20 protein-coding genes are annotated in these 22,044 nt (G+C 50.8%); 6 read left to right on the top strand and 14 right to left on the bottom strand.

Features of this window, described 5'->3' with window-relative positions; genetic code table 11:
• Positions 1-57: 57 nt before the first annotated feature.
• From dxs to xseB, 3 genes are read right to left on the bottom strand one after another with little or no spacing between them, the layout of a single operon-like run.
• Positions 58-1,920 (bottom strand): 1-deoxy-D-xylulose-5-phosphate synthase, encoded by a 1,863-nt coding sequence (gene dxs, locus Dpoa569_RS13515; RefSeq protein WP_042869266.1) that lies wholly within the window; start codon positions 1,918-1,920, stop codon positions 58-60.
• Positions 1,921-1,952: 32 nt separating this feature from the next.
• Entirely contained in the window at positions 1,953-2,864 is a 912-nt protein-coding gene (ispA, locus tag Dpoa569_RS13510; RefSeq protein ID WP_042869268.1) for a (2E,6E)-farnesyl diphosphate synthase, read from the bottom strand.
• Positions 2,861-3,109, bottom strand: a complete 249-nt coding sequence (xseB, locus tag Dpoa569_RS13505) for an exodeoxyribonuclease VII small subunit (protein WP_042873833.1) — start codon at positions 3,107-3,109, stop codon at positions 2,861-2,863. The genes ispA and xseB overlap by 4 nt, the downstream gene beginning before the upstream one ends.
• Before the next feature lie 267 nt (positions 3,110-3,376).
• On the opposite strand from xseB, the gene thiI reads away from it, so the two are divergent.
• The gene (thiI, locus tag Dpoa569_RS13500) at positions 3,377-4,825 is read left to right on the top strand and encodes a tRNA uracil 4-sulfurtransferase ThiI (protein WP_146411455.1); all 1,449 of its coding nucleotides are present in this window, start codon (positions 3,377-3,379) and stop codon (positions 4,823-4,825) included.
• Between the two features lie 70 nt (positions 4,826-4,895).
• Here the strand turns inward: thiI and yajL are convergent, their stop codons facing one another.
• Both yajL and panE read right to left on the bottom strand, forming a co-directional pair.
• Entirely contained in the window at positions 4,896-5,492 is a 597-nt protein-coding gene (gene yajL / locus Dpoa569_RS13495) for a protein deglycase YajL (protein ID WP_042869272.1), read from the bottom strand.
• A complete protein-coding gene (gene panE / locus Dpoa569_RS13490; protein WP_146411453.1) occupies positions 5,455-6,375 on the bottom strand; it encodes a 2-dehydropantoate 2-reductase in 921 nt (306 codons plus the stop codon). The genes yajL and panE overlap by 38 nt, the downstream gene beginning before the upstream one ends.
• Positions 6,376-6,542: 167 nt before the next feature.
• Here panE and Dpoa569_RS13485 point away from each other — a divergent pair, with 167 nt between their 5' ends.
• Positions 6,543-7,034 (top strand): YajQ family cyclic di-GMP-binding protein, encoded by a 492-nt coding sequence (locus Dpoa569_RS13485; protein WP_042869274.1) that lies wholly within the window; start codon positions 6,543-6,545, stop codon positions 7,032-7,034.
• A gap of 141 nt (positions 7,035-7,175) precedes the next feature.
• Here Dpoa569_RS13485 and Dpoa569_RS13480 read toward each other — a convergent pair whose 3' ends face one another.
• From Dpoa569_RS13480 to Dpoa569_RS13440, 9 genes are all read right to left on the bottom strand, one after another.
• Positions 7,176-8,549, bottom strand: coding sequence for an MFS transporter (locus Dpoa569_RS13480; RefSeq protein ID WP_042869276.1), 1,374 nt, complete (start codon positions 8,547-8,549; stop codon positions 7,176-7,178).
• A 152-nt stretch (positions 8,550-8,701) separates the two neighbouring features.
• On the bottom strand, positions 8,702-9,592 hold the full coding sequence (gene cyoE / locus Dpoa569_RS13475) for a heme o synthase (protein ID WP_042873834.1): 891 nt from the start codon (positions 9,590-9,592) through the stop codon (positions 8,702-8,704).
• Positions 9,593-9,608: 16 nt separating this feature from the next.
• A complete protein-coding gene (locus tag Dpoa569_RS13470; protein WP_042869278.1) occupies positions 9,609-9,941 on the bottom strand; it encodes a cytochrome o ubiquinol oxidase subunit IV in 333 nt (110 codons plus the stop codon).
• Positions 9,941-10,555: a cytochrome o ubiquinol oxidase subunit III gene (locus tag Dpoa569_RS13465; RefSeq protein ID WP_042869280.1), complete on the bottom strand. Its 615-nt coding sequence runs from the start codon at positions 10,553-10,555 to the stop codon at positions 9,941-9,943. The genes Dpoa569_RS13470 and Dpoa569_RS13465 overlap by 1 nt, the downstream gene beginning before the upstream one ends.
• On the bottom strand, positions 10,545-12,536 hold the full coding sequence (gene cyoB / locus Dpoa569_RS13460) for a cytochrome o ubiquinol oxidase subunit I (protein ID WP_042869282.1): 1,992 nt from the start codon (positions 12,534-12,536) through the stop codon (positions 10,545-10,547). Before cyoB ends, Dpoa569_RS13465 begins: the two co-directional genes overlap by 11 nt.
• Before the next feature lie 20 nt (positions 12,537-12,556).
• The gene (gene cyoA, locus Dpoa569_RS13455; RefSeq protein WP_042869284.1) at positions 12,557-13,507 is read right to left on the bottom strand and encodes a cytochrome o ubiquinol oxidase subunit II; all 951 of its coding nucleotides are present in this window, start codon (positions 13,505-13,507) and stop codon (positions 12,557-12,559) included.
• A gap of 348 nt (positions 13,508-13,855) precedes the next feature.
• A complete protein-coding gene (locus Dpoa569_RS13450; protein WP_042869286.1) occupies positions 13,856-14,893 on the bottom strand; it encodes an IS630 family transposase in 1,038 nt (345 codons plus the stop codon).
• Between the two features lie 198 nt (positions 14,894-15,091).
• Positions 15,092-16,561, bottom strand: a complete 1,470-nt coding sequence (gene ampG, locus Dpoa569_RS13445; RefSeq protein WP_042869288.1) for a muropeptide MFS transporter AmpG — start codon at positions 16,559-16,561, stop codon at positions 15,092-15,094.
• A gap of 58 nt (positions 16,562-16,619) precedes the next feature.
• Positions 16,620-17,198, bottom strand: a complete 579-nt coding sequence (locus tag Dpoa569_RS13440) for a lipoprotein (protein WP_146411450.1) — start codon at positions 17,196-17,198, stop codon at positions 16,620-16,622.
• A gap of 325 nt (positions 17,199-17,523) precedes the next feature.
• Between Dpoa569_RS13440 and bolA the strand changes: the two genes are divergently transcribed.
• The 4 genes from bolA (at position 17,524) to clpX (ending at position 21,889) form a co-directional block, all read left to right on the top strand.
• Positions 17,524-17,838: a transcriptional regulator BolA gene (bolA, locus tag Dpoa569_RS13435; protein WP_042869290.1), complete on the top strand. Its 315-nt coding sequence runs from the start codon at positions 17,524-17,526 to the stop codon at positions 17,836-17,838.
• A 311-nt stretch (positions 17,839-18,149) separates the two neighbouring features.
• Positions 18,150-19,454 carry a trigger factor gene (tig, locus tag Dpoa569_RS13430; protein WP_042869292.1) on the top strand — a complete coding sequence of 435 codons (1,305 nt, stop codon included), beginning with the start codon at positions 18,150-18,152 and terminating at the stop codon, positions 19,452-19,454.
• 411 nt (positions 19,455-19,865) lie between these two features.
• Positions 19,866-20,489, top strand: a complete 624-nt coding sequence (clpP, locus tag Dpoa569_RS13425) for an ATP-dependent Clp endopeptidase proteolytic subunit ClpP (protein WP_042869294.1) — start codon at positions 19,866-19,868, stop codon at positions 20,487-20,489.
• 125 nt (positions 20,490-20,614) lie between these two features.
• Entirely contained in the window at positions 20,615-21,889 is a 1,275-nt protein-coding gene (gene clpX / locus Dpoa569_RS13420) for an ATP-dependent protease ATP-binding subunit ClpX (protein ID WP_042869296.1), read from the top strand.
• Positions 21,890-22,044: the final 155 nt, after the last annotated feature.

Here is a 22,044-nt window from a genome sequence, read left to right as displayed (position 1 = left end):
AAATGTAAAAAAAACCGGGATTATCCCGGTTTTTGCTATTCGTGTAACTGATGCCAGTCAGGCTAGCCAACTGCGGATACGACATTCAATACCTGCCGCGTCCAGTGCCAGGTCTGCGCGGATTTCCGCCTGTGGGCCTTGCGGAATAAATTCATCAGGCAGGCCGATATTGAGCACCGGCACCGGCAGGCGTTTCGCCATCAGGTATTCGTTCACTCCACTGCCGGCGCCCCCCATAATCGCGTTTTCTTCCAGTGTGACCAGTACGTCATGACTGGCGGCGAGCGAGGCGATCAGTGCCTCATCCAGCGGTTTTACAAATCGCATATCTGCCAGTGTTGCGTTGAGTGCATCAGCTGCCTGCTGTGCTTCCGGCAACAGCGTGCCGAAATTCAGAATGGCAATCTTCTCACCTTGGCGTTTTAGTACGCCTTTGCCGATAGGCAAGGTTTCCAGCGGCGTCAGTTCCACGCCCAACGCGTTGCCGCGCGGGTAACGTACCGCACATGGCCCTTGCTGATAATGATAACCGGTATGCAGCATCAGCCGACATTCGTTTTCGTCGCTGGGCGTCATGATCACCATGTGGGGGATACAGCGCAGGAACGACAGGTCAAATGCGCCCTGATGCGTTTGGCCGTCGGCGCCAACGATGCCGCCGCGATCAATAGCAAACAGTACCGGCAGGTTCTGAATAGCGACATCATGAATGACCTGATCGTAAGCACGTTGCAGGAAGGTGGAGTAGATAGCCACTACCGGACGATAACCCCCAATCGCCAGGCCGGCGGCAAAGGTTACTGCATGTTGCTCTGCAATTGCGACATCAAAGTATTGCTGCGGATAGGTACGCGAAAACGATACCATGCCGGAGCCTTCACGCATGGCTGGGGTGATAGCCATCAGCCGATGGTCTGTTGCTGCGGTTTCTTTCAGCCATTCGCCGAAAACAGCGGAATAGGTCGGAAGCGATTCTTTGTTTTTCGGTAATGTGCCGCTGGCCGGGTCGAATTTTGGTACGGCGTGCCAGCTGATCGGGTCCTGTTCTGCGGGGGCATAGCCTTTGCCTTTCTTGGTCATGATATGCAGTAACTGCGGACCTTTCAGGCTACGCATGTTTTTCAGCGTTTGCACCAGTGACTGCACGTCATGCCCATCCACCGGGCCGATATAATTAAAGCCCAATTCCTCAAACAACGTACCCGGCACCACCATGCCCTTCAGGTGTTCTTCAGTACGCTTGACCAGTTCCTTGATAGGCGGCAGGCCGGATAGCACTTTCTTGCCGCCTTCACGCAGGGTGGAATAGAGCTTGCCGGAGAGCAATTGTGCCAGGTGATTGTTCAGTGCGCCGACGTTTTCGGAAATCGACATCTCATTATCGTTCAAAATCACCAGCATATCCGGTTTGATATCGCCAGCGTGATTCATGGCTTCAAATGCCATACCGGCAGTAATCGCGCCATCGCCAATCACGCAGGCGGTTCTCCGTCCCAGACCTTCGCGCTCTGCTGCCACCGCCATGCCAATACCGGCGCTGATGGAGGTTGAAGAGTGACCGACGCTCAGTACGTCATATTCGCTTTCGCCACGCCAGGGAAACGGATGCAAGCCACCTTTTTGACGAATGGTGGCAATGCGATCTCGTCGCCCAGTCAGAATTTTGTGAGGGTACGCCTGGTGGCCCACATCCCACACCAGGTGGTCGAAAGGGGTGTTGTAAACATAATGCAGCGCCACGGTCAACTCGACCGTACCCAGACCTGAGGCAAAATGCCCACTTGAGCGGCTGACGCTGTCCAGCAGATACTGTCGCAGTTCATCGCACAATTTGGGCAGGCTTTCCCTTGGTAGCAGGCGCAGTTCCTCAGGGTTTTCCGCCAGCGCCAGCGTGGGGTATTTCGCTATATCAAAGGTCATTAGATACTCATCAAGCGGTATTGGTATTAAAATTATTTATCGCGTTCAACGATATAATTCGCTAACGCCCGCAGAGGTGCTATCGTTGCGGGCTTGTCCAGCGTTTCTTCCAGTTCATTTAGTGCTGAGAGGGATTCTTTGCACAGCTCCCTGGCTTTTACTTTGGCTTGCTCAAGCCCCAGTAAAGCTGGGTAGGTACTTTTGCCGAGCTGTTGGTCGGCACCCTGGCGTTTACCTGTGGTAGCGCTGTCGCCAATTACATCGAGAATATCGTCCTGCACCTGAAAGGCCAGACCAATCGCGTTAGCATAACGATCAAGGTAAGGCAGGGCAAAACGTCCACGTTCACCCGCAGCCAACGCGCCCAGCCGCACTGAGGCACGAATCAGTGCGCCGGTTTTGTGGCGGTGAATGCGTTCCAGCCCCTGTATATCAACCCGATGACCTTCCGCTTCCAGATCCAGCGCCTGACCGCCGCACATGCCGGCCACACCGCTGGCACTGGCCAGTTCGGAAATCATCGCTAACCGATCACGCTCACTGACTTGCGGCATTGGCGCATCCGCCAGAATGGAAAACGCCAGCGTTTGCAAGGCATCGCCAGCCAGAATCGCTTTATCTTCACCAAATCTGACATGGCAGGTGGGTTGGCCGCGCCGTAGATCATCATCGTCCATGGCCGGTAAATCATCGTGAATCAGTGAGTAGGCATGAATGCATTCAACCGCTGCTGCTGGTGCATCAAGGCTATCCTGTGATACGGCAAATAGCTGACCAGTAGCATAAACCAGAAAAGGACGCAGTCGTTTGCCTCCCAACAGTGCGCCATACGCCATCGCTTCCACCAGTGGACTACTCTGAAAAGGCAAGGTGGAAATAAAATGGTTGAGTGCGGCGTCGATGCGCTGATGGTGAACTGCAAGCTGCTTGAGAAAATCTGTCATAACGGCTCATTATCCGGCGTAAAAGGTGTCAACGCAGTATCAGGATCATCATTCAGCAGAATCTGAACACGCTGTTCGGCCTGCTGTAGTTTTACTTGTCCCTGACGTGCAAGCTGGACGCCCTGCTCAAAGGCGTTCAACGCCTCTTCCAGCGGAAGCTCACCCGATTCCAGACGCGAGACAATCTGTTCCAGTTCAGCAAGTGAGTTTTCAAAGCTGGTGGGTTGTTCAGTTTTTTTCGGCATATTCGTTTCCAGATTCTGTTTATACGCGTCTGTCAGCGCCAACGCTACCGGATTGTCACGGCAAGCGCCCTTTATGGTGCGCAATTATGCGCTTAATCCGCGCAGCTTACCGCAATATGGTGGTATACTCCGCGCCCTGGATGCTATTGGTAAGGCCACCTGCGTCGGAATAGTTTTACCAATAACGTAATTTTAGCACTCAGGGTACTCGTATTTTGTCCGCGTACCCGTGTTTCACGCCTTCAGAATTAACTAACGATAGCCGCCATGAAGTTTATCATTAAATTGTTCCCGGAAATCACCATCAAAAGCCAATCTGTGCGGTTGCGCTTTATAAAGATTCTTACCGGGAATATTCGTAACGTTTTAAAACAGTATGATGAAACGCTGGCGGTTGTCCGTCACTGGGATCATATCGAGGTTCGCGCCAAAGAGGAAAGTCAGCGCGCTGTGATACGCGATGCGTTGACGCGAATTCCGGGCATTCATCATATCCTTGAGGTGGAAGATTGTGTCTATACCGATATCCACCATATTTTTGAACAAACGCTGAACACCTACCGCGAGCAACTGGAAGGAAAGACATTCTGTGTGCGGGTAAAACGTCGCGGCAAGCACGATTTCAGCTCTCAGGATGTGGAGCGCTACGTCGGCGGCGGTCTGAATCAGCATATCGAAAGCGCACGGGTTAACCTGACGGCTCCGCAAGTCACGGTGCATCTGGAGATTGATCAGGATCGCCTGCTGTTGATTAAGGGCCGCTACGAAGGTATTGGCGGTTTCCCTATCGGTACCCAGGAGGATGTGCTGTCGCTGATTTCCGGCGGATTCGACTCCGGCGTTTCCAGCTACATGCTGATGCGTCGCGGTTGCCGGGTGCACTACTGTTTCTTTAATCTTGGCGGTGCCGCGCACGAAATCGGTGTACGTCAGGTAGCGCATTACCTGTGGAACCGTTTTGGCAGTTCACACCGGGTGCGTTTTGTCGCTATTGATTTCGAACCGGTGGTCGGTGAAATTCTGGAAAAGGTAGACGACGGCCAGATGGGAGTGGTGCTCAAACGCATGATGGTGCGGGCCGCGTCGCGGATTGCCGAGCGTTATGGCGTCGAAGCGCTGGTGACCGGCGAGGCGTTGGGTCAGGTGTCCAGTCAGACGCTGACCAACCTGCGGCTGATTGATAACGCCTCAGACACACTGATCCTGCGTCCGCTGATTTCTCACGATAAAGAGCACATTATTCGTCTGGCGCGGGAACTGGGTACGGAAGATTTTGCTAAGACCATGCCTGAGTATTGCGGCGTGATCTCCAAAAGTCCGACAGTGAAGGCGGTGAAGGCCAAAATCGAGCACGAAGAAAGCCTGTTTGATTTCTCGATTCTCGACAGCGTCGTGGCGCAAGCGCGCAACATCGATATCCGTGAGATTGCTGAGCAAACCCAGCAGAGCGTAACCGAAGTGGAAACGGTTGATGCCTTTGCCGCGAGCGATATTCTGCTGGATATTCGTTCACCGGATGAGCAGGATGAGCACCCGTTGGCGCTGGAGCAGGTAGAAGTGAAATCGCTGCCGTTTTACAAACTGGGCACACAGTTTGGCGATTTGGATCAGAGCAAAACCTACCTGCTATATTGCGAGCGTGGGGTGATGAGCCGCTTGCAGGCGCTGTACCTGCGTGAGCAAGGGTTCAATAATGTTAAGGTATATCGCCCTTGAGGTGGTTTCCTGAATAAGTTGTCAGCAAAAAGCGCCATCATCCGGCGCTTTTTGTTTTTGTGTGGCTAAATCAGGCAAGGTCCTGATAGTTGTAGATCCCCGGTGGTAGGATCAATTGGGCCGCTATTTCTGCTGCTTTGCTCTTGCCCAGCAGCAGATCGATTAGCTTCAGCGCGAAGTCGATGCTGGTCCCTGGTCCTTGACTGGTCAGCAGATTGACGCGTGGGTCGAATACTACACGCTTTTCCAGCCATTTTTCCGGTGAAATCTGTTCTTTTAGCGTCGGGTAACCGGTCATGTTACCGACAGGAAACAGCTGATGATGCTCTAGCACCACGGCTGGTGAGGCGCAGATAGCCGCGACGATTTTGCCTTCCTGATGGGTTTGGCGCAGGCGTTCAATCAGCAACGGACTGTCTCGGAAACACGCTGCGCCTTGCAGGCCGCCGGGCAGTACTACCGCATCAAAGTCATGGTCGGCGACGGCGACCAACGGCGCATCGGCAATCAATTTCACACCGCGTGAGCAGGTGATCTCCGTGTTGCCGTCACCGGCTACGCTGGCTGTGGTTACTCGAATCCCCGCTCTGACCAGCAAATCGATGGTGGTCACGGCTTCGATTTCTTCACTACCAGGTGCCAGACAGACCAGAACCGAGGCGGTCATATTCATTCTCCTTTCGTTTGATATAGTCGAACAGGCGGCTGTTTTCCGGCAGGGATAGCCCGTGGGCACGAGCGCGGCGCAGCAGGTAACCGGTGATGTAGTCGATTTCCGTATGGCGCTGCGCCAGCACATCCTGACGCATTGACGACGTGTTGGCGGCGGTGTTCTGGATGATTTGATTCACATAGAGCAGCAAGTTTTCCGTTGAGGTATGAAAACCTTCACGGTCCATGACCCGCGCGACTTCCTGACAAAGCACTTCAATCTGTTCCGGATAAGACTGTAATTCGCCGTTGGTGCATTGGTGCAACACGCTCAGCGGATTGATAACGCAATTGGCGGCCAGTTTTAACCAGCAGGTGGCGTTAATGTGATTATGCCAGGCGACATCGGGCAGAGCCTGATGCAGCGTTTCAGCCAACCGGTTTTGTTCTTCTTCTCGGTGTGTTGACCGGTTGAGCGTACCAATATGCGTGATGCCCGCGGCGATATGTACCACCGTTGATGGGTCGCGCCGTGCAGCATGAGTGGTGACGCCCAATAACAGCGGCTGGCTGATTGCCGGTAATTCTTCCCAGGTTCCCATCCCGTTATGCAGCAGCAGAATGATGCAATCAGAGCGCAACCGAGGTAGCAGAGTGGAAATTGCATCAGATACCTGCCAGGCCTTCAGGGTAACCACCAACAACTCACTTTGTGTCAGATGTTCGGTATTATTGGCTGTCAGATTAAGGTTACAACGCTCACCGGAGAGCATCGTAACGTTAATCTGGCATGATACCTGAGGGATACGTAGCCAGCCTTGTACATCGTGCCCTTGCCGATGTAACGCATTGAGCCAGAGTTGGCCGATGGCGCCACAGCCAAGAACCGTAATTTTCATCCGCGATTTCCTTTGTCGAGGCCATTTTGTGTTTATCCGGCGTATCATAAAGTATTCCGCTGTCGTCTGCCCGTCGCTTGTTGCTGGAAGGCGGTAAGCCGGGTGAATTTTGCTTATTTGGCGTGAACGGTTATCATGCTCGGCGGCTATTGTCAGGAGAAAAAATTATGCCATCTTTCGATATTGTTTCGGAAATCGACATGCAGGAAGTTCGCAACGCGGTGGAAAACGCTACTCGTGAACTGGGCACCCGCTGGGATTTTCGTAATGTGCCTGCCAGCTTTGAGCTGAATGAAAAAGCACAGACTATCAAAGCGACCAGCGAATCGGATTTTCAGGTTAAGCAGTTAATTGAAATTCTGAGAGAAAAACTGGCAAAACGTGGAATTGAAGGCGGTTCACTGGAAATCCCTGAAGATATGGAACACAGCGGCAAGACTTATAGTGTGGAAGCGAAGCTGAAGCAGGGTATCGAAGCTACGTTGGCGAAGAAAATCGTTAAACTGATTAAAGACAACAAGCTCAAGGTTCAGGCTCAGATTCAGGGTGAGCAGGTACGCGTTACCGGGAAATCCCGCGACGATCTGCAAGGCGTAATTGCGCTGGTGCGTGGTGCTGAGCTGGGTCAACCCTTTCAGTTTAATAACTTTCGAGATTGAACTGACTATAGATACGACAATCGTCAGCTACATAGTATAAGGCACCGACAGGTGCCTTATACATTTCAATTTACGGGGTGACCTGCGGTTGGTTTTGAGTGCAGGCGGTGATGTGTGATAGCAGCCATGCTTTCCGGATTGTTAACCCGCTGTCTGGCTGATTAACTTCTCCAGTTGCTGTCTGCTGGTCTTGTTGCGATCAATTTTCACATAGGCGCTGAATTCATCCGGTATTATCACCACATCTGCTACCCCAGGATGTTGCTGTAGTTTATCGGACAGCTGGCTATCCCGCAGTGCTTCATTTGGCAAGGTAATACGCAGACTGCTTAGATAAGGCGGTTCTTGCATGGTGAAACTGACCAACAGCCATACTACCCCCAGCAGTGCACCCGTGCTAAATACCAGTGAGGCACCGTGCAGGTCATACAGCGCGCCGCCGAGACTGCCACCAATCGCCACGCCAATAAATTGTGTAGTGGAGTAAACGCCCATCGCGGTACCTTTGTAACCTGCTGGTGACTCTTTGCTGATAAGGGATGGCAACAATGCTTCCATGACATTGAAGCCCAGAAAGAACAGCTGAATGCCGATAAAGAATTGCCACAGCGCGTGGTTGCCTGCTTGCAGCAAAACCAGCTCTGCGGCAGTGATTATCATCACGCAGACAATGAACACCTGCTTCATGCGGCGTTTAACTTCTGCGTAGATGACGAATGGCACCACGGCAGCGAACGATATCAGCATCGTTGTCAGATAGACTTTCCAGTGGTCCTGCGGTGCCAGACCTGCTTGTTCCATGCCTCTCGGTAAGGCGACAAAGCTCGACATCAGCAGGATGTGCAGGCACATGATGCTGAAGTTGAGTTTTAACAAGCGAGAATTGGCCAGCACTTTGGCGACACCGCCACGCACGATGGCAGATTCACGGTTGAGCACATGGGAAGGGGCAGAGGGAATGACTGCCAGCGTGATGACGATAGCCAGCAGCGCCAGCAGCGCAATTCCCCAAAACAGCGCATTCAGCCCTAACGCATGGGTAACAATCGGGCCGACTACCATGGCGATAGCAAACGTAATGCCGAAGCTGACGCCGATAAATGCCATGGCTTTGGTGCGGTTTTGTTCACGTGTTAAGTCTGACAGCAGCGCCATGACCGCAGCAGAAATCGCCCCGGAACCCTGCAAAGCACGACCCAGAATAATCCCCCAAATGGAATGGCTGAGTGCAGCGATGACACTACCCAACACAAATATCAGTAGCCCACCAACAATGAGTGGCTTGCGTCCGATACGGTCAGACATAAGTCCGAATGGGATTTGGAAGATAGCCTGCATCAAGCCATAAATTCCTATGGCAACGCCAATCAGTGATTCGCTGGCACCTTGCAGAGCCATTCCATAGGTAGTTAACACCGGGAGCACCATGAACATGCCCAGCATACGAAGTGAAAAAACCAGACCCAGTCCCCATGTCGCCTTCTGTTCAACAGGGGTCATGTGATTATCGCTCATTGCTACCTCTGATATTTCGTTAGCGCTATTTTAGTGCCCGCGCCAAAAGGCGTAAACGATAGGTTTGTTTCTGTATTTAATTTGGTAAGCAGGGGAGGGAATAAAAAAACAGACGAGCAAGCCCGTCTGTCTGGTCGTATACATTGATGAGATCAGTGCAGGTAAGTCAGTAGGGTGTCCTGTACCGGTGCCATTGAGTCTATCGACATCATTACACTCAGAGAGGTTATGGCGACGATGGAAAATAAGAACAGTTTTTTTGCCCATACGCGGTCATCATTTGGGCGTTTGTAACCGGACAAAGCCATGCCGAGCCACCACACGCTGACTGCCGCCGCTACCACCAGGTATTTGTACCCAGCGTAACCACCCAGAGACAGCATCAGAGTAGCGATCATAAACGCCAGTATATACAGCGTAATATGATGTTTCGCCACAGAAATGCCTTTCACGACCGGCAACACTGGAATATTGGCGGCCTGATAATCCTTAAAGCGGAAAATCGCGATAGCGTAGGAGTGCGGCATTTGCCACAGGCTGAAAATCAGCAACAGGATCAGCGCACCAGCGTCAAACTGATTACTCACAGCACAGTAGCCGATAACCGGCGGTGCCGCACCGGACAGACTGCCAATCAAGGTGCCATAGACCGAATGGCGCTTCATGTACAGGCTGTAAACGCCGACGTATACCACAAATCCCATCACCGCCAGCCACATGGCCAGCGGGTTTGCCGCGAGATACAATAACGCAAAGCCAGCAATACCCAACAGCGACGCGTAAATCAGCGTATTTTTCAGCGGAATCAGCCCCTTAACCAGAACCCGATTCTTGGTCCTCTCCATTTTTTTGTCGATGTCGCGATCAATAACGTTGTTAAAGACGCAACCCGATGCAACGACCAGCGACACTCCGATAAGGGTCGCGGCAAACAGTGGATAGTTAATGGCGCCTTTGGCTGCCAGTAAAAATCCACCGATAACGGAAATCAGGTTGCCAAAAATGATGCCGGGTTTGGTGACCTGCAGGTATTGCTTAATCATCATGTAAAAGGCTCGGTTACTGAATCATCATATTGTGGTGCGCGTTCATCATGATCCATAGGGATCCCACCACCACAATTGCGATAATCAGGGCGGTAAACACAATGGCTACCAGATTCCATCGCTCTTCTGATGAGGTGTTGAGATGCAGGAAGTACACCAGATGAACCAGAATCTGGATAACAGCGCAACCCAGCACAGTTAACAGAATGGCGCTATGGGACGCCGAACCGTTCATCACCAGACCGAATGGAATGACGGTCAGGATGATGGACAGGACGAAACCAATCAGATAGGACTTCACACTACCGTGGCTGGCGCCTGCATGATCGTGTGTGGAATGACTCATTACATCGCCCCCATCAGATAAACTACAGTGAAGACACAAATCCATACCACATCAAGGAAGTGCCAGAACAAGCTCAGGCACATCAGACGGGTTTTATTGGTACTGGTCAGGCCGTATTTTGTTACCTGAATCATCATGATGGCGATCCAGATAAGGCCGGAAGTCACGTGGATACCGTGAGTACCAACCAGCGCAAAGAAGGAAGACAGGAATGCACTGCGGTCAGGGCCTGCACCTTCTACGATCAGGTGATGGAATTCATAGACTTCCATCCCGATAAACACCAGTCCGAACAGGAAGGTAAGACCCAGCCAGGCGTTAACCTGGCTCTTGTTACCTTTGTTCATGGCAATCATCGCCATACCGTAAGTAATACTACTGAACAGCAGGGCGAAAGTTTCTACCAGCACGAACTTCAGATCGAAAAGTTCCTTGCCAGTCGGGCCACCAGCCGTGCCGCTCACCAGAACGGAGTAGGTCGCGAACAACATCCCGAACAGGATGCAGTCGCTCATCAGGTAAATCCAGAAACCGAAGACTTTATTAGCACCGGTGTCGTGATGCCCATGCTCTGCATGGGCTGCATTGTGATGAGTTAACGTATCAGTGGACATTTTTCACGCCTGCCTTGCTGAGTTTATCGAAGTTTTGATTTTCGATGTGTTCGACCTCGTTAACCGGCACGTAGTAATCCACGTCCTGATTAAAGCTGTGGACGATCCAGGTCGCAATCATGCCCACAAAACCGATAATTGCCAGCCACCAGATGTACCAGATCATAGCGAAGCCAAACACCAGGCTGAACGCCGAGATGATCACACCGGCACCGGTATTTTTCGGCATATGAATTTCTTCATATTTTGTCGGTTTCCGATAGGCTTCGCCTTTTTCCTTGGTTTCCCAGAATGCATCACGTTCCTGAACATGTGGCACGATAGCAAAGTTGTAGAACGGCGGCGGCGAGGAGGTTGCCCATTCAAGAGTACGAGCATCCCACGGATCGCCGGTCAGATCGCGGTTCTGGTTACGGTCGCGGATACTGACGGCAAACTGGATAACCTGGCATACCACTCCCAGTGCAATCAGGCCAGCACCAATAGAGGCCACGACTAACAGTGGATGGAATTCCGGGTTGATCTGCTGGCTCAGACGGCGGGTCATTCCCATGAAACCCAGTGCATACAGCGGCATAAAGGCAACGAAGAAACCAATGAGCCAGCACCAGAAGGCACGCTTACCCCAGGTTTCATTCAGCTTGAAGCCAAACGCTTTCGGGAACCAGTAAGTGATACCGGCAAAGCAGCCAAATACTACGCCGCCGATGATGACGTTATGGAAGTGGGCGATTAGGAACAAACTGTTATGCAGCACAAAGTTGGCGCCCGGCACAGCCAGCAGTACCCCAGTCATACCACCGATGGAGAAGGTGATGATGAAGCCTGTCGTCCACAGCATGGCGGAGTGCGGTTGAATGCGCCCCTGATACATGGTGAACAGCCAGTTGAAGATTTTAACCCCGGTCGGGATTGAAATAATCATCGTCGCTATACCGAAGAAGGCGTTGACGTTGGCTCCTGATCCCATAGTGAAGAAGTGGTGCAGCCAGACGATGAACGACAAAACGGTAATGGCGATAGTTGCCCATACCAGCGAGGTATAACCAAACAGACGTTTCTTACAGAAGGTCGCCACCACTTCGGAGTAAATACCGAAGACCGGCAGAACCAGAATGTACACTTCCGGATGGCCCCAAGCCCAAATCAGATTGATGTACATCATCATGTTGCCACCCATATCATTGGTAAAGAAATGGGTGCCGAGGTAACGGTCCAGCGTCAGTAACGCAATGGTCACCGTCAGAATCGGGAACGCAACAATAATCAGTATGTTGGTGCACAGCGCCGTCCAGGTAAACACCGGCATTTTCATCAGGCTCATGCCAGGCGCGCGCATTTTCATGATAGTGGCGAAGAAGTTAACACCAGTCAGCGTGGTACCTACGCCGGAAATCTGGAGACTCCATATCCAGTAGTCTACCCCCACACCGGGACTGTACTCCTTACCTGACAACGGCGGATAGGCCACCCAACCGGTCTGGGCGAATTCCCCGATCCCCAACGACAGGTTGATCAGGATAACGCCGGCAACAAACAGCCAGAAGCTCAGTGAGTTCAGGAAGGGGAAGGCAACATCGCGTGCGCCGATCTGCAGTGGAACCGCTATGTTCATCAGGCCAACCACGAACGGCGTTGCCACGAAGAAGATCATAATTACGCCATGCGCGGTGAAGATCTGGTCATAATGGTGAGGGTTAAGAAAACCTGCCTCACCGGCAGAAGCCAGTACCTGCTGTCCACGCATCATGACGGCATCGGCGAAGCCACGCAACATCATCACCAGACCGACGATGATATACATGATACCGATTTTCTTGTGGTCCACCGAGGTGAACCATTCGGACCATAGCCATTTCCATTTACCAAAGTAGGTAACGGCAGCCAGCAGCGCTAATCCGCCTAGAATGATTGCTGCCACCGTGACCATGATAATCGGTTCATGGTAGGGGATCGCATCAAGAGTTAATTTTCCGAACATCGTTTATCCCTCGGCTCCTTTTAATGAGAGGAGTGCTCGCTCATGTTCATGCCTTGGTGGTTCTGCATACCTTCTACTTTTTTAGGCTCGCTTTCTGCACCGTGCTGCATGTTCATGTTGTTGCCAATGAACTTGGTAATGATCTGGCTAAACAGTTCAGGTTGAACCTGAGAGTAGTACTCTACCGGATGGTACTCGGTAGGTTGCGCCAGTTTGTTAAAGTCATTCATCGTACTCAGCGTCTTGGATGACTTGCGTACATTCTCAACCCATTGGTCAAACGCTTGCTGATTCGGGGTCGCAATGGCGGTGAATTTCATGCCAGAGAACCCTTTACCGCTATAGCCGCCGGAGATACCGTCATACTTGCCAGGTTCGTTGGCGATTAAGTGTAACTGCGTCTGCATCCCTGCCATGGCGTAAATCTGACCACCAAGACGTGGAATAAAGAAGGAGTTCATCACCGTATCGGACGTAATCTTGAAGTTGACCGGAACGTTGGTCGGGAATGCCAGTTCATTAACCGTGGCAATGCCAAGATCCGGGTAGATGAACAGCCATTTCCAGTCAAGAGACACCACTTCAACATTGATGGGTTTGACATTGGAGTCCAAAGGCTTGTAAGGATCAAGCGAATGGGTGGTTTTCCAAGTGATTGTCCCAAGGATGAGGATAATGATGATGGGAACCGTCCAGACAACGGCTTCGATTTTGTTAGAGTGCGACCAGTTTGGCGTGTACTTCGCTTTTTCGTTGGAGGCTCTGAACTTCCAGGCGAAGGCAATCGTCATAATGATCACCGGGATAACAACGATCAGCATCAAACCGAGTGCTGTCAGTATCAACGAACGTTGCTCTAACCCGACTTGTCCTTTGGGGTTCATCAATGCCATATCGCAACCACTGAGAAGCAGTGTGGCGGCGATTAAAGACAACATCCCAAAAATTTTATTGTATTTCCTGAGTCTCATCTAGCGACCTCAATTACAAGGGCTCTATTGTCATTTCATGCGAGCGGGCATTTTACGGGAAGGTTACCACACTGTAAACATCATTAAAGAGATGTCAGTCTGTTGTTTACAGCTTTTGCCTGACATATCACATTTGAGATGCATTTCTTAAAATTACTTTTAAAAACAGTGGGTAAACCGTCTATAAAAAAGTATGTATCGCTTTTCAGGAATTACAACTATTTCTGAACACTATTTTGTTTTGTGTTAATGCTTGGTTTCTGTAACGTTGCATGAATTAACGTAATTGGACTGAATTATTAAAGGCAATAAAATAAATGTTTCTGAATCACTAAATAGCTTCTCATATTACCGCTCCACTTTAGCCAGGCCAGGTTGGTTGCCGGGAAACGGTGAAGCTGCATTCATAAATTGCGTTACCTGTTTCAGTAACTGCCACAGGTACCGGCACTGATGGTTTCGCGTTATCGTTTCGTGTAACGACAGCCACAATCGCTCTATCGGATTCAGCCACGGCGAATAGGTCGGCAGAAACAGCAGCCGGAACTTGCTGTTCTCCGCCAGCCAGCGCTCCACTTTGTGGCTTTTATGGATGATGTAGTTATCAACCACCAACGTAATGGTTTTTGCCCGCCGGTATATGCGTCGTAATACCTCTAACAGTTTGATAAATAAATCAGAACTCTTGCTGTTGCCACTAACGTAGGAGACTCTGCCCGTCACCGAATGCAGTGCGCCAGCCAGATAATGTTTCTGGTTCTGTCCCGGCGTGGCGATACGCTTCTGCTGCCCTTTGGGCATCCAGTCGGCACCGATTTTCGGGTTCAGGTCGATATCAACTTCATCCTGATAAAACACAGGATTAGCCGCTGAGCCCTGAGCCAGCGCCTGCTCGATGGCAAGCCGCTTTTCATCATAATACGGGTCCCTGATTTTCAGCGTCGGTGCGGCTCTGCGCCAGACCATACCGGCCTGTTTGAGGTATCGGTACAGGGTGGAACGGTGAAGTGCCACGTCAAAAAGCCGGTTGACGATACGGGTCAGTAACTCCGTACTCCAACGGGAGCGCAGCCAGCCGAAATCCTTCGGCGAACGTTGAACCAGCAAGGGAAGCACACGCTGGATATCGGCGACCGGCCAGCAAGGCGCACGACCGGGTCTGAGGCTCTTGAGTCCTTCAACACCCTGTAAAGTAAACCAGTTTATCCATCTTCCGACGGATGAACGCGCAGCACAGAGCAGTCTGGCAACCTCGGTGACGGTCATTCCCCGATGCAACATCAGCATGGCAATGAGTCGTCTGGCATAATTTTTATCGCGTGTTTGTTGGGCTTCTTTGCACATCAGTTGTCGTTCTTCATCAGGGATTGCTGCTATGATCGGCATCGCTCAGTCCGGTTGGTGGTTTGTGATGTTTGGCGATTGATCAGATCGCTCAACTCGGACTGAGTTCCCTTCAAGTGATCTACTATTTGGCGAAGCTATTTAGGGATTGGGAAGAAAAATAATTTAATAAAGTGATAATAAATGACGAGGCTACGTTTTTTATCGATAGCTTGTTTTAATTGAGTTAAACCATCGGATTTAATGGCGATGCCAAGACAGATAGTCAAGCAGACCGCCAAGCAAAATCGCTATTGTTGCAAGTGTCACTCCTGCAGTCATCAGTATGTTTTTTAGATGGGTATTTTCTAGCCAGCCCAGACCCAGCATTCCCCAGAAAAGCAGGCCGCCAGCAAACAAAATACAACCGACAAAAAACAACCTGGAAGCCAACGCATAAAGATGCGGATAGGCATGTCGATGCGGAAAAGTGCTGCCCGATTGCGCCAGTTCCAGCGATGATCGGCAAATGTTCAGCACAAGCAACCCCGGAATGGCGATGATGATAGACGACAGGTAAAACCATGCCCATCCGTACAGTTCCACAAACCAGCCGGCAATTGGGCCGACATAAACGCGTCCTACGGCTGAAAGTGCGGATAACAGAGCAAATTGGGTTGCTGAAAATGACTTGTTACAAAGTGTCATCAATAATGCCACAAAGGCAGTGGTTCCCATGCCGCCACATAGGTTTTCCAGAAATACCGCTGATGCCATGGTGAGCAACTGTTTGTCTGTGATAGCCAGTAACCAGTAACCGGCATTCGATACTGCTTGGAGCAGGCCGAACACCATCAGAGACCGGAACAGCGTCCAGCGTTGCATCAACACTCCGCCGTACAACGCACCGATAATTGTGGCGAACAACCCCAGCGTCTTGTTGACTAACCCTACCTCACCTGGATTGAAGCCGACTCCCCGAATCAAAAAAGTGGTGCTGAGGCTGACGGCAAACGCATCTCCCAGCTTGTACAATACAATCAGCATCAGAATCAGCCAGGCATTGTTGCGGCTGAAAAAATCTTTCAATGGTGCGAGGACCGCCTGTTCAAGGGTGCGCGGTGCCGGTTCGCTGACGATGGGTTCTGGTGAAAGCAAGGTCGCTATTGTGCACAGCAATAAAAGACTGGCCATCAGCCAATACGTAGCGTGCCAGCCGAGAAAACGATCAGCAATCCATAATGCCAGACCGCCGGAAACCAGCATGGCCAGGCGATAACCCAGAACAGAAATGGCGGCGCCGTTGCCTCGTTCTTCAGGTGGCAATAAATCGGTTTTGTACGCGTCAAATACAATGTCTTGTGAGGCAGAGCAGAACGCAATGATGACAGCCAACAGCGCCAGCCACCATAGATGTTGAGATGGATCCAACGTGCCGATAAAGGCAATGGCTGCCACCAGCAACAATTGCGTTACTAAGAGCCAGCCGCGGCGACGCCCCATAAATGGCGGCGTGTAGCGATCCATCAGTGGTGACCACAGAAATTTGAAAACATAAGCCTGCCCTACCAGAGAAAAGAATCCGATGGTTTTCAGATCCACATTTTCCACGGTCATCCATGCCTGCAACGTACCGGAGGTCAGTGCCAGCGGTAAGCCTGAGGCAAAACCCAGAATCAGAAGAATGGCGCGGTTGCGTTCACGGAAAGGCGAAAAAAAGCGGCTGAGCATATGAGGTCCTTGTTCCCTTGCCCTGTGGAGGGCAAGGGAGGTACGGCAGAATATACCGTTAGCGAGAGTTAGTTTTGATGAATGTGCTGATGCTGGTGTCCTGGGCCATATCATTGATAACATCACTCAGCACCTGATTAACCGACTCGGTAATCTTGCTGTTGGTGGCGGTAAGTGCGCCTTGTACATTATAGCTGGCGCGGTAGTTTTTGATTTGCTTATTGCCGTTGGCTGCCTGTGCGATGATGGAGATATCCGCTTTGGTGGTAATGTTGTAGCGCAAATTGCCTTCGGCGACATCGGCATACAGCGTGTTAACCACCACCTGCAGCGCGACTGGACCACCAGTGCCAATCATATAACCTCTGGCAGACATCTGTTTCTCCAGCACCTCTTGCAGCAGGAATCGCAGATCGCGCGATGGTGTCAGGGTAACCAGTTGACCATCTCGGTTGACTCGTGCCAGTGACTGGTCGGCACGCTGGTCTACGCCATTGATGCTAATGGTCACGCCCATTAAGGTTGGGTCCTGCGACGGCAGTGTTATTTTTGGCGTGACATCCAGCGTGTTGCTTTTACTGGCGCATCCCGCCAGCACGAGTGCGGCGAACAACGGGAAAATAAATTTTTTTAACATGTGTGTCTTCTCGTCATAAAACGGTGGTTGGCTGATAAACATAGGGCAGTATAATAACATTGTCTTGGACAAGGGAAAGAGCAGAAAGTAGTCAGTATCCTGCTGAGCTGCATTCATTTTTTCCATTGAATCTGGCGTGAATGCGGTCTGAAATCGGATAATGTCGTACTGGAGTGACGTCTCTGCCGTCGCCGCGTATCCTGACAATCAGTTCTTCTCCATTAATAATCAAAAAATGACTAAAATTGAAGTGGATAAGCGCGCAACTCATGATAAAAACCGTTTTGTTGAGATTAATTTCACTAATCTCTGAAAAGGTAACCCTATGATTCGTGAAAAGATAGAAACTAAGTTGCGTGCTGAATTCGAACCGCAACACCTTGAAGTTACTGATGAAAGTCATCGCCACAATGTACCGGTCGGTTCTGAGAGCCATTTCAAGGTGGTGTTGGTTAGCGAGCATTTTTCTGGTGAACGGGCTATCAGTCGTCATCGCGCGATTTATCGCGTGTTAGCTGATGAGCTGGCTGGGACAGTACATGCACTGGCGTTGCATACTTATACGCCGAAAGAGTGGCTGGATTTGCAAATGACGGCGCCCTTGTCTCCTCCCTGCGGCGGTGCGGGGCTACAGCTCTGAATGCTGAATATACTCACTCACAGCATTTGCGGCGATTTACAGGTGACCTGCGGTGATTGAAGACAGAAAGTGTGAAAGTCCTCCGCCAATAGTCTGGTTACTCTCCTCGACTCGCTCTATTGATGCCGCTATAATGCCGCGTCTTATTTTCCGGAATGTATTCGGGACGCTTCTGACTAACTATAGGGAACTGGTCCGGTAAAGTGGCCATCCTGGTTCTGTGAGACTGTGATCAACAAGGTTGCCCCTGGGCGCTTTATGAACACGGCCTCTGGGGTTGACCGAGCACTGTGATTTTTTGAGGTAACAAGATGCAAGTTTCAGTTGAAACCACTCAAGGCCTTGGGCGCCGCGTAACGATTACCGTTGCTGCTGACAGCATTGAGAATGCTGTTAAGAGCGAATTGGTCAGTGTGGCTAAAAAAGTTCGTATCGATGGTTTCCGCAAAGGCAAAGTGCCGGCGAAAATTGTTGAACAGCGTTATGGCGCCTCCGTCCGTCAGGACGTGTTGGGCGATCTGATGCAGCGTCACTTCGTTGATGCCATCATCAAAGAAAAAATCAACCCGGCTGGCGCGCCGAACTATGTTCCGGGCGAATACCAGATCGGTGGCGATTTTACTTACACTGTAGAGTTCGAAGTTTATCCGGAAGTTGAACTGAAAGGTCTGGATACCATCGAAGTTGAAAAACCGTTGGTAGACGTATCTGACGTTGATGTGGACGGTATGCTGGATACTCTGCGCAAGCAGCAGGCAACCTGGAAAGAAACTGATCGCGCTGCGGCAACTGAAGATCGCGTAACCATCGATTTCAACGGTTCTGTTGGCGGTGAAGAGTTCGAAGGCGGTAAAGCTTCCGATTTCGTTCTGGCTATGGGTCAGGGCCGTATGATCCCTGGTTTTGAGGATGGAATTGTTGGCCACAAAGCGGGTGATGAGTTCACTATTGATGTGAAATTCCCGGAAGACTACCACGCTGAAAACCTGAAAGGTCAGGACGCCAGGTTCGCTATCGTACTGAAGAAAGTGGAAGAGCGTGAGCTGCCGGAACTGACTGCCGATTTCATCAAGCGTTTCGGCGTTGAAGACGGTTCTCTGGAAGGCCTGCGTGCTGAAGTGCGCAAAAACATGGAGCGTGAACTGAAAGGTGCGATTCGCAACCGTGTGAAATCTCAGGTTATCGATGGTCTGGTGAAGGCCAACGAGATTGACGTGCCGGCTGCATTGATCGACAACGAAGTTGACGTTCTGCGCCGTCAGGCGGCTCAGCGTTTCGGCGGCAACGAAAAACAAGCTCTGGAATTGCCGCGTGAACTGTTCGAAGAGCAGGCTAAACGTCGTGTAGTGGTTGGTCTGCTACTGGGCGAAGTGATTGAATCTAACGAGCTGAAAGCTGACGAAGATCGCGTCAACACATTGATCGATGAAATCGCATCTGCGTATGAAGATCCGCGTGAAGTGGTTGAGTATTACAAGAAAAACAAAGAGATGATGAACAACATGCGTAACGTCGCGCTGGAAGAGCAGGCGATTGAAGCTTTGTTGTCCAAGGCGAAAGTGGTAGAGAAAGCGGTTAGCTTTAACGAGCTGATGAACCAGACTGCGACTGCCTAATCCCGATTTTTATCTAAAGTCGTCTCTTCAAAAGCCCACAGCTTGCGCTGTGGGTTTTTTGTTCCCTGAGACGGCGAATTGCTCAGCGTATCGCTAGCGAGCTTCTGCCAAATCTGCACTATGATTAATAACGATTAATGCGTGATAGCCGTTAAATTAATCAGAGTGTAATCCAACCGGCTTTCGGTGCAGGATATCGCTTTAACCGACATGAATCGCTGGTGTAAGCTTGAAAGAAGATGCATCGGTCCCCAACTGGTTAAATAACCGCGTAGATTGCATCGTCAGGGAAATTCGCCTGATTCCGACAACGGCGAGATGGCTAACTGCGTGTCAGAGCATGGTCATCACTTTCTATCTCAAGTAGAATCAGGCCTTATGCGCCAAATGCATTTTATCTAGGAGACGTTAATGTCATACAGTGGCGAACAAGAAAAATTGGCCCCGCACATGGCTTTGGTGCCGATGGTGGTTGAGCAGACTTCGCGTGGGGAGCGTTCTTACGATATCTATTCCCGGCTTCTGAAGGAGCGAGTGATCTTTCTGACCGGTCAGGTAGAAGATCATATGGCTAACCTGATTGTGGCGCAGATGTTGTTTCTGGAAGCCGAAAACCCTGAGAAAGATATCTACCTGTATATTAACTCTCCGGGGGGCGTGATTACCGCCGGTATGTCGATTTACGACACCATGCAATTTATTAAGCCGGATGTCAGTACCATTTGTATGGGACAGGCAGCGTCAATGGGAGCGTTCCTGCTGACCGCAGGTACTAAAGGTAAGCGTTTCTGTCTGCCGAATTCCAGAGTGATGATTCATCAGCCATTGGGTGGGTTCCAGGGGCAAGCAACGGATATTGAGATTCATGCCAAAGAGATCCTCAAGGTGAAAGCTCGAATGAACGAGTTGATGGCCAAACATACTGGTCAGCCTCTTGAAGCGATAGAAAGGGACACGGAGCGTGACCGTTTCCTCTCTGCTGCCGAGGCAGTAGACTATGGGTTAGTGGATTCCATACTCACCCATCGTGAATAACGCCGTAGATACGAGATAGCCCGATGACGCGGGTTGCCGGCCATATGGCAGTAGGCTGGTTTTGTTGTGGCGCTATTGCTATGTGGTTGGCCTGCGGGCAAGAGACTAGAGAAGAGGTTTGACTCATGACAGATAAGCGCAAAGACGGTTCAGGGAAGCTGCTGTACTGTTCTTTCTGCGGCAAAAGCCAGCACGAGGTTCGTAAGCTGATTGCCGGGCCGTCAGTGTATATCTGCGATGAATGTGTTGACTTGTGTAACGACATTATTCGCGAAGAAATTAAAGAGGTTGCGCCACACCGTGAGCGCAGTGCGTTACCGACGCCACACGAAATCCGCCGTCATCTTGATGATTATGTCATCGGCCAGGAGCAGGCGAAAAAGGTGTTGGCGGTTGCGGTTTATAATCACTACAAACGTCTGCGTAACGGTGACAGTAATAGTGGTGTCGAACTGGGCAAAAGCAATATCCTGCTGATTGGGCCGACCGGTAGTGGGAAAACATTGCTGGCGGAAACCCTGGCCCGTTTCCTGGATGTCCCTTTCACCATGGCTGATGCCACTACATTGACCGAAGCGGGTTACGTTGGCGAAGACGTTGAGAATATCATTCAGAAGCTGTTGCAAAAGTGCGATTACGATGTGCAGAAAGCGCAGCGCGGTATTGTCTATATTGATGAAATCGACAAGATTTCCCGTAAATCCGACAATCCGTCCATCACTCGTGATGTGTCTGGCGAAGGTGTTCAGCAGGCGTTACTGAAGTTGATTGAAGGCACGATCGCCGCTGTTCCGCCGCAAGGTGGCCGTAAGCATCCGCAGCAGGAATTTCTGCAAGTTGATACCTCCAAGATCCTGTTTATCTGTGGTGGTGCATTTGCCGGGCTGGACAAAGTTATTGAGCAGCGTACGGATACCGGTCGTGGTATTGGCTTCAATGCGACAGTCAAAGGTTTGTCTCAGAAAGCGACAGAAGGCGAGTTGCTGGGGCAGGTGGAACCGGGCGATTTGATCAAATTTGGTCTTATCCCAGAGTTTATTGGTCGTTTGCCGGTAGTAGCCACGCTCAAAGAGCTGGATGAAGAAGCCTTGATCCAGATCTTGCGTGAGCCGAAGAATGCACTGACCAAGCAATATCAGGCACTTTTCAAACTGGAAGGTGCGGAATTGGAATTCCGTGACGAAGCGTTGACCGCCATTGCTAAAAAAGCGATGGCACGCAAGACTGGTGCGCGTGGTTTGCGCTCTATCGTGGAAGCGGCGTTGTTGGAAACGATGTACGATCTGCCTTCACTGGAAAACGTGGATAAAGTGGTGATCGATGAGTCTGTTATTTCGGGGCAAACCGAACCGCTGCTGATTTACGGTAAGCCCGAAGCACAGCAAGCATCTGGTGAATAATTAGCCTAAAAAACAACGGTAAACGACAAAGTGGGGGGTTTTAGCCCCCCATTTTTTTTTACACACGTTCAGTCGTTGAATGTGAGGTATTTATCCCCATATACTCGATTACCTATAGGCGAAAACCGTGATGCCCGCGTTTCACGGATTCCCTT

It is taken from the genome of Dickeya poaceiphila (genome assembly GCF_007858975.2).
Classification (GTDB): domain Bacteria; phylum Pseudomonadota; class Gammaproteobacteria; order Enterobacterales; family Enterobacteriaceae; genus Dickeya; species Dickeya poaceiphila.
The sequence above is the reverse complement of the archived record's forward strand: the minus strand, read 5'-3'. Positions and strand labels throughout refer to the sequence as shown.

Excerpts from the sequence above, each read along its gene's own strand:
- dxs (WP_042869266.1), bottom strand. The coding sequence starts at position 1,920 with ATGACCTTTGATATAGCGAAATACCCCACGCTGGCGCTGGCGGAAAAC.
- ispA (WP_042869268.1), bottom strand. The coding sequence starts at position 2,864 with ATGACAGATTTTCTCAAGCAGCTTGCAGTTCACCATCAGCGCATCGAC.
- xseB (WP_042873833.1), bottom strand. The coding sequence starts at position 3,109 with ATGCCGAAAAAAACTGAACAACCCACCAGCTTTGAAAACTCACTTGCT.
- thiI (WP_146411455.1), top strand. The coding sequence starts at position 3,377 with ATGAAGTTTATCATTAAATTGTTCCCGGAAATCACCATCAAAAGCCAA.
- yajL (WP_042869272.1), bottom strand. The coding sequence starts at position 5,492 with ATGACCGCCTCGGTTCTGGTCTGTCTGGCACCTGGTAGTGAAGAAATC.
- panE (WP_146411453.1), bottom strand. The coding sequence starts at position 6,375 with ATGAAAATTACGGTTCTTGGCTGTGGCGCCATCGGCCAACTCTGGCTC.
- Dpoa569_RS13485 (WP_042869274.1), top strand. The coding sequence starts at position 6,543 with ATGCCATCTTTCGATATTGTTTCGGAAATCGACATGCAGGAAGTTCGC.
- Dpoa569_RS13480 (WP_042869276.1), bottom strand. The coding sequence starts at position 8,549 with ATGAGCGATAATCACATGACCCCTGTTGAACAGAAGGCGACATGGGGA.
- cyoE (WP_042873834.1), bottom strand. The coding sequence starts at position 9,592 with ATGATTAAGCAATACCTGCAGGTCACCAAACCCGGCATCATTTTTGGC.
- Dpoa569_RS13470 (WP_042869278.1), bottom strand. The coding sequence starts at position 9,941 with ATGAGTCATTCCACACACGATCATGCAGGCGCCAGCCACGGTAGTGTG.
- Dpoa569_RS13465 (WP_042869280.1), bottom strand. The coding sequence starts at position 10,555 with ATGTCCACTGATACGTTAACTCATCACAATGCAGCCCATGCAGAGCAT.
- cyoB (WP_042869282.1), bottom strand. The coding sequence starts at position 12,536 with ATGTTCGGAAAATTAACTCTTGATGCGATCCCCTACCATGAACCGATT.
- cyoA (WP_042869284.1), bottom strand. The coding sequence starts at position 13,507 with ATGAGACTCAGGAAATACAATAAAATTTTTGGGATGTTGTCTTTAATC.
- Dpoa569_RS13450 (WP_042869286.1), bottom strand. The coding sequence starts at position 14,893 with ATGCCGATCATAGCAGCAATCCCTGATGAAGAACGACAACTGATGTGC.
- ampG (WP_042869288.1), bottom strand. The coding sequence starts at position 16,561 with ATGCTCAGCCGCTTTTTTTCGCCTTTCCGTGAACGCAACCGCGCCATT.
- Dpoa569_RS13440 (WP_146411450.1), bottom strand. The coding sequence starts at position 17,198 with ATGTTAAAAAAATTTATTTTCCCGTTGTTCGCCGCACTCGTGCTGGCG.
- bolA (WP_042869290.1), top strand. The coding sequence starts at position 17,524 with ATGATTCGTGAAAAGATAGAAACTAAGTTGCGTGCTGAATTCGAACCG.
- tig (WP_042869292.1), top strand. The coding sequence starts at position 18,150 with ATGCAAGTTTCAGTTGAAACCACTCAAGGCCTTGGGCGCCGCGTAACG.
- clpP (WP_042869294.1), top strand. The coding sequence starts at position 19,866 with ATGTCATACAGTGGCGAACAAGAAAAATTGGCCCCGCACATGGCTTTG.
- clpX (WP_042869296.1), top strand. The coding sequence starts at position 20,615 with ATGACAGATAAGCGCAAAGACGGTTCAGGGAAGCTGCTGTACTGTTCT.